This window comes from Brevibacillus dissolubilis, from assembly GCF_006170445.1.
In the GTDB taxonomy this organism is placed as follows: domain Bacteria; phylum Bacillota; class Bacilli; order Brevibacillales; family Brevibacillaceae; genus Brevibacillus_B; species Brevibacillus_B dissolubilis.
The window spans coordinates 93,449-106,129 of the sequence record NZ_VCNA01000005.1 but is presented as its reverse complement, the minus strand read 5'-3'; the positions used below and the strand labels follow the sequence as shown (position 1 = coordinate 106,129).

General features: G+C 49.0%; 14 protein-coding genes and 1 other annotated feature. All 14 genes read right to left on the bottom strand.

Features of this window, described 5'->3' with window-relative positions; translation table 11 throughout:
* Nucleotides 1–43: 43 nt before the first annotated feature.
* Complete coding sequence (locus FGI41_RS11500) at nucleotides 44–1,363, bottom strand: DUF5666 domain-containing protein (protein WP_139490291.1); 1,320 nt, start codon at nucleotides 1,361–1,363, stop codon at nucleotides 44–46.
* 148 nt (nucleotides 1,364–1,511) lie between these two features.
* Nucleotides 1,512–2,159 carry a PilZ domain-containing protein gene (locus tag FGI41_RS11495; protein ID WP_139490290.1) on the bottom strand — a complete coding sequence of 216 codons (648 nt, stop codon included), beginning with the start codon at nucleotides 2,157–2,159 and terminating at the stop codon, nucleotides 1,512–1,514.
* Nucleotides 2,160–2,218: 59 nt separating this feature from the next.
* The gene (gene obgE, locus FGI41_RS11490) at nucleotides 2,219–3,496 is read right to left on the bottom strand and encodes a GTPase ObgE (protein ID WP_139490289.1); all 1,278 of its coding nucleotides are present in this window, start codon (nucleotides 3,494–3,496) and stop codon (nucleotides 2,219–2,221) included.
* Nucleotides 3,497–3,511: 15 nt separating this feature from the next.
* A complete protein-coding gene (locus FGI41_RS11485) occupies nucleotides 3,512–4,093 on the bottom strand; it encodes a Spo0B domain-containing protein (protein ID WP_139490288.1) in 582 nt (193 codons plus the stop codon).
* A 114-nt stretch (nucleotides 4,094–4,207) separates the two neighbouring features.
* Nucleotides 4,208–4,498, bottom strand: a complete 291-nt coding sequence (gene rpmA / locus FGI41_RS11480) for a 50S ribosomal protein L27 (RefSeq protein ID WP_176560257.1) — start codon at nucleotides 4,496–4,498, stop codon at nucleotides 4,208–4,210.
* Nucleotides 4,499–4,515: 17 nt separating this feature from the next.
* A complete protein-coding gene (locus tag FGI41_RS11475) occupies nucleotides 4,516–4,857 on the bottom strand; it encodes a ribosomal-processing cysteine protease Prp (RefSeq protein ID WP_139490286.1) in 342 nt (113 codons plus the stop codon).
* 10 nt (nucleotides 4,858–4,867) lie between these two features.
* Nucleotides 4,868–5,179, bottom strand: a complete 312-nt coding sequence (rplU, locus tag FGI41_RS11470) for a 50S ribosomal protein L21 (protein ID WP_139490285.1) — start codon at nucleotides 5,177–5,179, stop codon at nucleotides 4,868–4,870.
* Nucleotides 5,180–5,193: 14 nt separating this feature from the next.
* Nucleotides 5,194–5,268, bottom strand: a sequence feature (ribosomal protein L21 leader region).
* Between the two features lie 92 nt (nucleotides 5,269–5,360).
* Nucleotides 5,361–6,830: an Rne/Rng family ribonuclease gene (locus FGI41_RS11465; protein WP_176560240.1), complete on the bottom strand. Its 1,470-nt coding sequence runs from the start codon at nucleotides 6,828–6,830 to the stop codon at nucleotides 5,361–5,363.
* Nucleotides 6,831–6,901: 71 nt separating this feature from the next.
* Nucleotides 6,902–7,741 carry a M50 family metallopeptidase gene (locus FGI41_RS11460; RefSeq protein WP_139490283.1) on the bottom strand — a complete coding sequence of 280 codons (840 nt, stop codon included), beginning with the start codon at nucleotides 7,739–7,741 and terminating at the stop codon, nucleotides 6,902–6,904.
* A complete protein-coding gene (locus FGI41_RS11455; RefSeq protein ID WP_176560239.1) occupies nucleotides 7,734–8,528 on the bottom strand; it encodes a M23 family metallopeptidase in 795 nt (264 codons plus the stop codon). Before FGI41_RS11455 ends, FGI41_RS11460 begins: the two co-directional genes overlap by 8 nt.
* Nucleotides 8,529–9,423: 895 nt before the next feature.
* Nucleotides 9,424–9,624, bottom strand: a complete 201-nt coding sequence (locus tag FGI41_RS11450) for a cold-shock protein (protein ID WP_139490281.1) — start codon at nucleotides 9,622–9,624, stop codon at nucleotides 9,424–9,426.
* Between the two features lie 221 nt (nucleotides 9,625–9,845).
* Nucleotides 9,846–10,979, bottom strand: coding sequence for a rod shape-determining protein RodA (rodA, locus tag FGI41_RS11445; protein ID WP_139490280.1), 1,134 nt, complete (start codon nucleotides 10,977–10,979; stop codon nucleotides 9,846–9,848).
* Between the two features lie 63 nt (nucleotides 10,980–11,042).
* Nucleotides 11,043–11,840: a septum site-determining protein MinD gene (gene minD, locus FGI41_RS11440; RefSeq protein ID WP_139490279.1), complete on the bottom strand. Its 798-nt coding sequence runs from the start codon at nucleotides 11,838–11,840 to the stop codon at nucleotides 11,043–11,045.
* A gap of 28 nt (nucleotides 11,841–11,868) precedes the next feature.
* Nucleotides 11,869–12,537, bottom strand: coding sequence for a septum site-determining protein MinC (gene minC, locus FGI41_RS11435; protein WP_139490278.1), 669 nt, complete (start codon nucleotides 12,535–12,537; stop codon nucleotides 11,869–11,871).
* Nucleotides 12,538–12,681: the final 144 nt, after the last annotated feature.

The following is a 12,681-nucleotide window of genomic DNA, read 5'->3' as shown; positions in this document are numbered from 1 at the left end:
TCGCGATAGGGCTGCTTTAAAATGGAAATTAGACAAGTATTGCTTATTTCCCTTTGCCTTTTCCTGTTACTTTGATTTTCTCAGCAACAAGAACTCCGTTTTTCCATTTACCTTTTGCTTCGGCTTTCATGCCTTGTTTCACATCTTTGAGCTTCAGCTTTTTGTCTTTTTCACCTTTGATTTCGGTTTTATCGGTGATGGATACGGTTTTGCCACCGATGGTGAGGGTATTGGCTGTGAGGTTAATTGCTGTAATATCTCCCGCAAGTTCACCTTCTTGGGTGCCACCGTCGCCAGGTGGTGGTGTTACAGCACCCTCCACTTTGACAGAGGTTGCTACGAGTACTTCGTTTTCGATGGTACCGATCGCTGTAACAGTTGCATCAACGGTAATCGCGTCGAACGCAACAGTTTTGTCTTCTTCACCTTTGATCACAGTGGTTTCCGTAACCTTCACTGTTTTACCGGTAACGACAAATGTTTTGGCTGTCGCATCAACGGATTCTACTTTACCTTTGAGTTCAGTGGTTTGCGGTGGTTCGGTTTCAGTTGCCACTTTGATGGAGACGGCAACCAGTTCTTCTTCCACTTTTTTGTACGCCACTTCTACAGACATGTTTTCTTTCAAATCTTCAAAAGTAAGGGTTTTTTCACCTTGCGTGATTGTTGTTTCTTCCACAACTTTCACGATATGCTCGCCTAATGTGATGGTTTTTGCTTCAGCATCGATGCTGGTGATAACCGCTTTCAACGGAGTTTCCTCACCTGTATCACCATCTTCACCTTCGCGCTCAACAATGTTGATTACACGAGCGGTAAAGGAAGACCCGCTGTTCGTACCGACTACAACGACTTTGTCACCTTGTTTGATTTCTTCAAACGTGATGTTTTCGTCATCATAGTGAACCTTGGTGGTGCTTGTTGTTTTCACTGTTTTGCCGCCCACCTTGAGGGTTTTCTTGGCGGTGTCGATCTCTTCCACGGTGCCCTTTACAGGTTGGCTGGTACGGACCACCATGATCGAGGTCGCTTTGTTGTTATCGCCATCTTGGGTGTATTCCACTTTTGCGGTTTCACCCGGATAGATATCAGCAAGCGTAGGCTTTTTCAGCTTGGTTACTTGGATCTTGGTTTGTGCGTAGACACCCATTGATACGGTTGTACCACGAACATCAATTTCGATCATATTTTCTTCTACATCGACGTTAGAGATCGTCCCTGTTGCTTTTACCTTCTTAGGCGGTTTTGCTTTTTCAGCAACTTGGGTCGTTTTTTGAGCGTGTCCTTGTGTTTTCGCAGATGCGATGGAAACCATACTGAACATCAGCGAACAGACAAGGAGCAGCGACAACCATTTTTTCATGTGTTTCTGACTCCTCTCAATAGTAAAATTTGCTACATAATCTGTTTCCCGTTATTATCCATACAAAAACGTGTCGATATGCTTAATTGTAAGAGAAAAAATACCAAAAAACCCTCTACTAAAGTCACATTTAGCAGAGGGTTTTTAGTCATGATTTTGAGCCTACCTTGTCGTAGTACTCCTGTATGTGCTTCGCTTGCTGCTCATCAATTGCTGTGATTTGCAACGTAACCACAGCGGTACCGTTCTCAAAATTCTTCTCTACGACCTTAGACATAGCTGAAACTTCCTTCTTGGTCTTAGGAACTACAAAAGAAATCTTGACAAACTCCCCTTTGGCCAAATACCCATCAGTACCAATGACGAAGGTCTGCGGAGAAAACTCCAAGACAACCCCTTCCCCTTTTTCCTCATTGGGTTTGGCTCCCATCCGCTTGTACGGAATGTTGATGATATAGTCCGGTTTGATGAGGGGCAGATCTTTTTTGTAGTTCATTTTGAGACTGATCGGGAGCATTCCCAAAAGAGATATCGGCCAGACCGTCTGCTCCTGAATCACTTCCAGTTCAAGCTGTGCGGTATAATTCTCCGCCTGCAGCTGAATCATCGCAATCGAGCCGATCAGAGTTGGCGTCTTGTCGGTACGTGTACATGCAAGGATCAAATAATTGGGCTTTACATGTTGAATCGTGCCCTCCATCTGCCCGCCAATACTTTTGGAACTCGAAAAAAGAAGCTTCTCCCCCACTCGCAGTTTGCCTGCTTCCAGCAATGGACGTAATGACAAATTCCCCACAAAGAAAACCTCTCTTCTCTCCGTCCGTTTTTCTCTACTTTTCTCTTTTGATTGTACCCTTATTCAGTGAAATCAAATTCAAAATGACCAATGCGAACCGTATCCCCATCTTTACAACCGCGGTCACGAAGCGCCTGATCCACACCCATGGTGCGCATCAGACGGGAGAAACGACGGATCGAGTCATCACTGTTAAGGTTGGTCATACGTACCAGCTTCTCTATTTTTTCACCTGCAACGACAAAAACTTCATTTTCGCGTTTGATCTCGAATGGGATCGGTTCTGGCTCGGCCTTAAATACCACGCGTTCTTCCACTTCTGCCACTTCTTCCACCACATGGTGCTTAGGAATGGTCGCAAGCTTGTTAGCAGCTGCCCGCATCAATTCTTGTACCCCTTGACGGGTAAAACCGGAGATCGGGTAAATCTCAACACCCGGCACTTGCTCTTTGAATTTCTGTAAGTTCTCTTCTGCTTCTGGTATATCCATTTTATTCGCCGCAATGATTTGTGGTCGATCTTCCAAGCGGATATTGTACAGTTTCAGCTCTTCATTGATCGTGACGTAATCCTGATACGGATCACGTCCCTCAGAAGCGGCCATATCAATGACATGGATGATCAGACGGGTGCGCTCTACGTGACGCAGGAACTGATGACCCAGACCGACACCTTCATGTGCCCCTTCGATCAGACCCGGCAGGTCAGCCAGTACGAAGCTGTCTTCACCCAAATCCACTACGCCCAGGTTAGGCGCCAAGGTGGTGAAGTGGTATTCGGCAATCTTCGGACGGGCACCTGTCACACTCGACAACAGTGTGGACTTCCCGACGCTTGGGTAGCCGACCAGACCAACGTCTGCAATCAGCTTCAGCTCCAGACGCACATTGCGCTCCTGACCCGGTTCACCGTTCTCAGAGATGTACGGAGCCGGATTAGCTGATGTGGCAAAACGCATGTTACCGCGCCCACCGCGTCCACCTTTACAGATTATGGCACGTTGATGGTTTTCCACGAGGTCAGCGACGACTTCTCCCGTATCCTCATCATAGACAACGGTCCCTGGAGGAACACGTACGATCATATCTTCTGAACCAGCGCCGTGCTGTGCCTTGTTGCGGCCATTTTCACCGCGAGGCGCTTTAAAGTGGCGCTGATAGCGGAAATCAACCAGCGTGTTAAGTCCTTCGTCCACGACAAACACAAGGTCGCCGCCTTTTCCTCCGTCCCCACCGGCTGGACCGCCTGCAGGCACATACTTCTCCCGACGGAAAGAGACAGCGCCATTACCGCCGTCCCCTGCTTTCACATAAATTCTCGCTTGATCGATAAACACGATTATGTCACCCCATTATGTGCACGGAAATGCTAATTCCAATACCCATTCATTTTCTGACTCTATCTGCTCGGCGACATGTGCCCCCGATATTTTCGCTCTCGTGATAAGGTTTTCCACTTCGGTTGCTATAGATTCACGTAATTTGCCCACAAAATCGAAGCGGATGTGGATCGCCCCGTCTATGCTGTGCAATGACACCAAAACACTTGGCACATCGGAGAAATCTGGGTCCAAATGTGTATGTAAAAGATGTATGCACTCCGTCGTCACCGAAACGAATTCGTCCTGCCCGGCGGAGATTCGTGACAAGTCAACCGGATGTTGAACTTCCACTTCCATATGCAGATCATTATGTAACGCATTGAACGTAAGAAAAAAAACAGAAAGCAAGGGACTATTGATGCGGGTTAACAAACTCTCCTGATGAGCCTCGTCTATCACACGCTTCATATAGGCCTGGGCATCCTCTGTGCGCCCCAGTTGAATATTCGCCAGTAACACCTGAAAATGATTCAACCAGTCGTGTCGTTGTTGATTCAGCACTTGAAGAAGCAGACCGGCTTGTTCTGTAAATAGCTTCAGCTCTTCCTTCATCGTTTCCCACCCGACATCTCGATTTTTCTCTTTACCATTGCCATTGTAACACAAGGTGTTAATATGAAAAAAGAAAACCCAGCGATGATAGCCGGGTTTTCTTCAGTCGGTCTATTACGCTTCAACTGTTACTGGCTCGATAACCACTTGTTTGCGGTCACGACCAAGACGTTTGAAACGAACTACACCGTCAGCTTTTGCGAACAGAGTGTCGTCGCCACCGATCCCTACGTTAAGACCTGGGTAGATTTTCGTACCGCGTTGGCGAACGAGAATGTTACCAGCTTTAACGAACTGACCGTCAGCACGTTTCGTACCGAGGCGCTTCGCGATGGAGTCGCGACCGTTCTTGGTAGAACCTACACCCTTCTTGGAAGCGAAGTATTGAAGATCCATTGTGAACAACATGTAAAGGCACCTCCTTACCATTTATTATCAGATACCCGAATATATTTACCGTACTGTTGAGCAATCGCCACGAGGGCGATGATCATGCTTTCAGCAAGCAATTGTTGTTTCTCATGAAGGGAAGCATCTTCTAACGGATGCAAGCTCCAGCGGAGAAACCCGCCCTCTTGCGGGAGTGTCTGAACATCAGGAACTGTACCGAGCAGGAGATGTACCGCATTCAGGTTACCAAAGCTTACTGCAGAAACCGCAGCGCAGACAATGTCCTCGCCCAGCTTACCCGCACCAGCATGGCCTGTCAGCGTAATCTCCACAATCTCATGCGCTTCGTCGCGCGTCACCTTAACGTCAATCATAAATCACCAATTAACCGTTGATTTTTTCAACAACAACTTTGGTGAACGGCTGACGGTGACCTTGCTTCTTACGGTAGTTTTTCTTCGCTTTGTACTTGAACACGATGATTTTTTCACCTTTACCGTGTTTTTCAACTTTTGCAGTTACAGAAGCACCTGCAACGGTTGGAGCACCTGCGGTTACTTTACCGTCTTTAGAAACGAGCAGTACTTGGTCGAAAGTAACAGTGTCACCTTCGTTAGCAACCAATTTTTCGATGTAGAGAGTAGAACCCTCTTCCACTTTGTATTGTTTGCCACCAGTTACGATAATAGCGTACATGAAATTGCACCTCCTTCTATACTCAGACTCGCCTATTACAGGTGCGGACCAGCCGACTTATAACCTGCCTCGCGCGGTTACAGTATGCTTGAGGTACAAGCATAGCTGTATGAACAAAGAATAGATTAACATAGCCCAAAAGATAAATCAAGAGATTAGATCGAATAATCTTTTGAATAGGCTATCTCGCTGTACCGGCGTACGCAATCCGGTAATCGTCAGGAGACATGGTGGATTGCTCGCGGATCGTCAGCGTGATGTGGAAGTCCTTCTCGATCCGTTGCTGATGCCCGTCTGCCTGCATCCCCTGTGCCATCTCTGGATGAAGCTCCAATGCGACCTGTTCGACGTCACCATTCTTCGCCAGAGCACGGATTTCCCGTTCCAAGCGGCTGAGTACTTCGGTTTGGGAAAGGATTTTGCCTTTGCCTTGGCAGGTTGGACAGGTTCTGGTGAGCGAGTCTGTGAGATTCTGCCGCATTTTTTTGCGGGTCATCTCGACCAGACCGAGCTGAGTCATACCGAGCACAAAGGTGGTGGTTTTGTCATGGGCCAACTCTTCCTTCAGCTTCAGAATGACCCGTTCCTTGTTGACCACGGAGCGCATGTCGATGAAATCGATCAGGATGATGCCTCCGATGTCACGCAGACGCAGCTGGCGGGCGATCTCGCTGGCCGCTTCGAGATTGGCGTCGGTGACGGTTTCTTCGAGCTGGGTGCCTCCTTTGCCGGTGAATTTGCCTGTATTGACGTCGATGACGGTAAGCGCCTCGGTCTGATCGAATATCAGCGAGCCTCCGCTTGGGAGCGGTACCTGACGGCGGAGTGCCTTGTCGATCTCACGCTCTACCTCGTATGCGTCAAAAATCGGCGGCTTGCCCTGGTAAAACCGGACACGGCTGACCAGCTTGGGATAGAGTGCCTCTACCGTCTGTCTGACCTGCTGCAAAACAGGCTGGGAATCAATCACCAGTTCGCTTACCTGCTCGTTGAAGGTGTCGCGGATCACGCGGGTGACGATGTCAGCGTCTTGGTGAATGAGGACGGGTAGCTTTTGTCCCTTGCTCATCTCCAGTGCCTTTTGCCAGCGGGAGCGCAGGTAGGCAAGCTCTGCGGCGATCCGGGCTTCGTCCACCCCTTCTGCCTGGGTGCGGATAATCGCCCCTTCCTCTCCTTGCAAAAGGCCCTTGGTGATCTCCACCAGCCGGGAGCGTTCCTTGGGATTCTCAATCTTGCGGGAGACGGTGACATGCGGGTCGGTCGGCATATAGACGAGAATCCGTCCAGGCAGACTGATCTGGGTGGTGACACGTGGAGCTTTGGTGCCGAAGCCTTCTTTGCTGACCTGCACCAATCGCTCCTCGCCCACTTGTACGAGCTCGCGGATGCTTGGCTTCTCCTGTCCTTTGGCGGTCTGTTTGTAGGACGCTGGGAGTGCTTCATCTATGTAGAGAAATGCGTTTTTTTCCTGCCCGATATCGACGAAAGCCGCCTGCATGCTCGGGATTACATTGACGACGCGGGCACGGTAGATGTTGCCCACGATGTCTTCACCAGTACCTGACTCGACGTACAGCTCAGCCAGTCTGCCATCTTCTTGCACCGCCACGCGGGTTTGGTTGGGTTCTACATTGACTACGATCTGCTTCAAAACCGTTTTCCTCCTCGGGGGTGTATGCACATCCCTCCTATTGTACAACAAAAAAAGCACCGACCCAAATTTCAGAGCAGGTGCAAAACAGGCCAGTCTGGTTTTTGTTTGTACAGCAGGGCTTGCAACAGCTCTTCCTCCGGCAGCATTCCACCTCCATGACCGCGGATGTAAAACAGGTGATAATCCGCCTTGTGAATCCGCTCGGCCGCCTGCAGGATCGTCGAATCGGGCGGGATAGTGATCGAACGCATTTTATCCAGATTGGGTGGGTGGGTGTATTTTTTGACGAGAAAGCGGATGAATTGAAACGGGAACCGCAGATAGGCTTGCCCGTTGGTGACAATCAGGTAGCTAGCCACCGCGATGATATTAAGATGAAGAAAATAAATGCCGATGCCAAGCATGGTCGCAGCCAACATACTGCTGGCCAGAAAAGATGCCAGAACAGCTTGGCGAAACGGAAGAATCAGACACAAAACCGCCTGTACAATCCGTCCCCCGTCCAGCGGCCAGATCGGGAGCAGGTTGAATCCAGCGATCATGATGTTGCTTTTCATAAAAAACTGTGTCCACTCCAAGGACCAGATCCCCAGCTTCCAGAACACGAGGGAGAAAAAGATCATCAGGATATTCATAAACGGACCGGCCAGTGCCACGACGACTTCATCCAGCGGGTCAAACGAGGTCTCTTCCATCGTCGCTACTCCGCCAAATGGCAGCAGCTGCACCTCTGTCACCCGCCATCCCAGCTCCCGTGCGGCGGCGACGTGCCCAAGCTCGTGGATGATCACGATGACGAACAGTGTCAGCGTCTCAATGAAATATCCCGCGGCCACCGATAGCCCGATCACGGCCCAAAAGAGGAGGTGAATCCTTATGCTGATACCCCCGGTCCAACGTTCAATCAAGGGCTACCACGTCCGCCGGGTTCTGAGGTTTGCCATTCTGCTTCATCGCAAGAAACAGATAGCGGGCATTCTCTTGGAAAACCTTGGCCAAACCGATCGTGTCCCCCTGCTTGAGCCAGTCATTGGCTTGGCGGTTGGTCGACTCCAGATTGCCAAACCAGATCTCCCGTCCACTCGCATACTGGACAACCACGGTCAAGCCAAATCCAGGCTTTTCCTCCACTGCAATCACCCAGCCGTCTTCTCCCGTGATCACCTGTCCCTGTAGTCCGGTGTCTACTACCATCTTCGCACTTTGCGGGTCGTAGGCTTTGACCAGCTTCCATTCAGCCGGGGTCTGCCATTTTTCGGGGACAGGTGCCACCGTGGTAGCTGGTACGGTCGTCTTTTTCTCAGACAACACAGGTAATACCGTCGGGGCCGTACCAAATCTGGCTTCGTACCAGTCTGCTACCCCTTGAAAATTGAAGTCTCGGGTCAGTACGTCACGGGCCGTCTGCTTCCATGGTTCGGGAACGGCTACTTGGGTCTGGAACATGACATAGGCCACCCCAACGAGCACCAATGAGAAAAAGACCTGAATGCCCAGCACTTCCTGCGGCGGGCGGACTGGTTGCTGTTTTTTACCAGAACGGAAAAAATCATCATACGTTGCCGGTGTATACCGATCTTCAATGGGGTCGTGCAACTCGTCCATAAATGGCGGAAAACTGTCTCTTGTCTGCAAAATGATCTGCTCTTTGCGCTCACGCCGTCGCTCTCTGATGCGGTCAATTTCATTAAACACGGTATCCACCCCTTTGAGACATGCTATGTAGTATATGTCTATGCTTGTCTGGGGGGAATATGACGTGGCGGGGGTGAGAGAGGAGATGGAGACCGGGATGTGCCGTAGTAGAACCCTCTTCGGAGAAGAGAGGGATGTCCGCTGCGTATGTTCTACTGGGAGCAGGGGCAAAAAAGGTTTACTCGGGGATGATTGAAGTTTGCCCCGGAAGCATATTCGATGGAGAATGTCCCAGTAGAACATTCTCCGCTGGGTGAGGGTTCTAAAAGGCACGTCCCGGCCTCCATCTCCTCTCTCAAGGCAGTCATCGTTGGTGGCGGGAATGGGATATTGTGTGGGAGGATTCGGGGAGGAAAGATTCGGGGCAAAGGACAAGAGAGAGGGTTCTGGAGCGGGAGTGTGAGTAGATGAGAAGATTGATGGGTCAATTAGTTTGTTAGATGATGAGCGATTGAATCGGATTACAGAGCTTTTTGGGAAGCTGGTTTGTGTTTGTATACGATCTTTGTTTGCGGATCTTTTTCTTTACAGTCTCCGCTTTCTAAATCATTTCTTTTCTCCCTGTAGTGCGAGAGACCGGGCTGGGTTTCGAGTGAATGCCCATTTGGAGCCCTACCCAGCGGAGAAAACCTCAAAAGTGGAATGGCCTCTTCGAGTCCGCATAGGGGCAAACCCCTTCGTTTGTTTATGCTTCATCGAAATTTTTTGACCCGCCTTCCACTTTTGAGGTTTTTGAAGCGGACAGTAACGACCCTTTGCGGGGCTTTAAGAGGGCTTACACTCGAAACCCAGCTCGGTCTCTCCCTCCACTACACCCCTCCACCATCTATAGCAAAAAAGGCAGCCCCTCCGAAGAGAGACTGCCTTTTATCAAGGTTAAGTTGTAAACTCTTAATTAGAGTTTAGAAACGTTAGCAGCTTGTGGGCCACGAGTACCTTGAACGATTTCGAATTCTACTTTTTGACCTTCTTCAAGAGTTTTGAAACCCTCGGTTTGGATTGCGCTGTAGTGTACGAATACATCTTCGCCACCCTCAACGGAGATGAAGCCAAAACCTTTTTCTGCATTGAACCATTTTACGATACCTTGTTGCATGTGAAAAAACCTCCTAAAGATCATCGATCTCTCATTATCCGCTAACTGTTTTACCGAGCCTTTTATGTATTGTAAAAAACCGTACTTAAAGGAGATTTGATCACATGGTGACGTATCTCCTTCAAGTACGGCAGTATCATCCAATCCATCAAATACTCTGGTAAAAATAATGTTAACTTACCTAGATGATAACATACTTTTCCTATGTTGTCACGCGTCTTTTAATCAAAGCGCAGACTTTGGTTTCTCATTCCGATGTTGAGCACGATGCCGATAATGAGGAAGTTGGTGAGCAGCGAGCTGCCCCCGTAGCTGATGAACGGCAGCGGAATACCCGTGATCGGCATTAATTGAATCGTCATTCCGATGTTTTCAAAAATTTGAAAGGTCAGCATCCCAACTACACCGCTGACTACATAAGAACCAAATGGATCTTTGGTTTCCATGGCAATCCGAATCATCCGATAGACCAAGAAAAAGAAAAGAATCATCAGCATACCTGAGCCGATAAAGCCCATCATCTCCGCGATGACCGTAAAGATAAAGTCACTCTCGCCGACCGGAACCCATTTGAGACTAGCCTGGGTCGCTGTGTGAATTCCTTTACCAGTCAACTGTCCGGAACCAATCGCGATGATTGATTGAATCAACTGAAAGCCCTCGTCCATCGGTGCTTGATAGGGATCCATCCAGAAGACAATCCGTTCCCATTGATACTCTTTGATGATTTTAAAGAAAATGCTTTGATGATAATGATACAAAAAGGTCATCAATCCGAAAAACGCGGAAATCACAGCCCCCAATCCAAGCACATGGCGCAAACGGATACCACCGACCGTCAGCATCGTTGCAAGGATACCGGTAAATACGAGCGATGTACCAAGGTCAGGCTGCTTGAGGATCAGTAACAGTGGTCCGCCGATCAAGAGGCACACTGGCAACAGCTGATGGAATTTCCGAAACTTAGCTTCTGGTTTTTCATCCAGTTTGGCCATATAGTGTGCAACAGTCAAAATCGTGAATAATTTCATGATTTCGGAAGGTTGGAACAGAATCGGGCCGAGGTCGTACCAGCTGGTTGCGTTGTTGATCGGTTTGGTAAAAAAGACACCGAGCAACAGCACGATACCGATGCCATAGAGGATGTAGGCAAGTCCCCGGTACAGGCGGTAATCAAACAGGAGTGAGACCAAAAGGATACCGAAGCCAACGATGTACCACATCACCTGTTTCCCGGCAATCTCCACTCCAGCAGCTGACCCGCTGATTCCGAGATAGCTGAATACTCCCAAGCCAACAAGGATCAGCAGAATCGGCCAGTCCAGCTGCTTGATGTGTCGTTTCTCTAAATCCATTTCTCACCCTCCAAAAAAAGAAACAGGAGTCGTCCCCTGTTTTTTATATCTATCGAACGGCTATTATTTAAGACCAAAAAAAGAACGGAATTTGCTCATCATGCCACCTTTTTTATCTTCGAGTGGCATCAGTGGAACCGATTCACCGAGCAGTCGGCGGGCAATATTGCGATAGGCCAGAGATGCTTTGGATTCGTGGTTCATGACAGCGGGTTCACCTGCGTTGGCGGATTTGATCACGAATTCATCATCAGGCACTACGCCGATTAAGTCAATGGCTAAGAGATCCAGAATATCTTCTACATCCAGCATGTCCCCAGCTTTGACCATGTGGGAGCGCACGCGGTTAATGATGAGTTTTGGCATCCCCACTTTTTCCCGTTCGAGAAGGCCGATGATGCGGTCTGCGTCGCGGACCGCTGCTTTTTCCGGAGTGGTGACCACAATCGCTTGGTCTGCTCCAGCAACGGCATTGCGGAAGCCTTGCTCGATCCCAGCTGGGCAGTCGATGATCACGTAGTCAAATTCACGTTTGAGCTGAGTGATGATTTCGTCCATCTGCTCAGGAGAAATAGCGGTTTTGTCTTTGGTTTGCGCTGCCGGCAAAAGTGATAATCCATCGAATCGTTTGTCTTTGATCAGGGCCTGCTGGAGTCGGCAACTGCCTTCTGCCACATCGATCAGGTCATAAATGATACGGTTTTCAAGACCCATGATCACGTCAAGGTTACGCAAACCGATATCCGTGTCGACCATACATACCGTTTTTCCGTTCAAAGCCAGCGCCGATCCGATATTAGCGGATGTTGTGGTTTTACCCACACCGCCTTTACCAGAAGTAACTACAATTGCGATCCCCAACTTACTTCCTCTCCTTTTTCAAACACACTTACGTTTTCTTCCGACTTGCCTCAGGACGAACACGATGAAGAAAATTCATCTTGGCCACAACCATTTGATCCTCTTCCAAATAGGCAAATTCCGTCGAACCCTTCAGCTCGGTCCACTCATCGCTTGGACGGCTGATAATCTCCGCAATCCGTAGCTGTGTCGGACGCATCATAGATGAAGCGATAATCGCCTGTTTGTCACCTTGGATGCCTGCATGGGCTGCTCCGCGCAAAGCCCCCAGCACATAAATACTGCCGGTGGACTTCACAGTTCCTCCGGGATTCACATCGCCAAGGAGCAAGAGATCGCCTTCGTATTCGAGCACTTGACCCGAACGAACGGTCTGCGTCTGTATTTGTAAACTCGATTTTAATAGTTCTGCCAAAGCTTCTTCTTTGGAAATCACATCCGCATCAATCGTATGAATGACGAGGTTGCCTTTTTGACGGATAATTTTTGTGAGCTCATCCTGCTGTTCAGGAGTACAGAAGCGTTTCCCAAGTTTGAGCGAAACCCGGACAAGCGGGCCGCTTAATATCTTTTGGTGGCTGTTCTCGATCTTCTCCTTTAGATCGGTTACCAACTCATCAAAGGAACATGTGTCATCCAAGAAGAACACGAGTCCATCCTTGGTTCCTTTGATCGTCACCTTACTCTTTGTCATCATGGAGATGTTTCACCTCGACCGTTACCTTTCGCCACGTTATGAAAAAAATCCTGCTCTTTGACAGATGAAAATTTGGTGAATCTGTCAATCAGGCGCGGATGTTGTCGGATGACTCCGTTATTCCGCGCCTGACGACTGATCTGA

Bases quoted from the DNA above. Each gene is read 5' to 3' on its own strand.
- FGI41_RS11500 (WP_139490291.1), bottom strand. From the start codon at position 1,363: ATGAAAAAATGGTTGTCGCTGCTCCTTGTCTGTTCGCTGATGTTCAGT.
- FGI41_RS11485 (WP_139490288.1), bottom strand. From the start codon at position 4,093: ATGAAGGAAGAGCTGAAGCTATTTACAGAACAAGCCGGTCTGCTTCTT.
- FGI41_RS11475 (WP_139490286.1), bottom strand. From the start codon at position 4,857: ATGATTGACGTTAAGGTGACGCGCGACGAAGCGCATGAGATTGTGGAG.
- rplU (WP_139490285.1), bottom strand. From the start codon at position 5,179: ATGTACGCTATTATCGTAACTGGTGGCAAACAATACAAAGTGGAAGAG.
- FGI41_RS11450 (WP_139490281.1), bottom strand. From the start codon at position 9,624: ATGCAACAAGGTATCGTAAAATGGTTCAATGCAGAAAAAGGTTTTGGC.
- rodA (WP_139490280.1), bottom strand. From the start codon at position 10,979: ATGGATTTAGAGAAACGACACATCAAGCAGCTGGACTGGCCGATTCTG.
- minC (WP_139490278.1), bottom strand. From the start codon at position 12,537: ATGATGACAAAGAGTAAGGTGACGATCAAAGGAACCAAGGATGGACTC.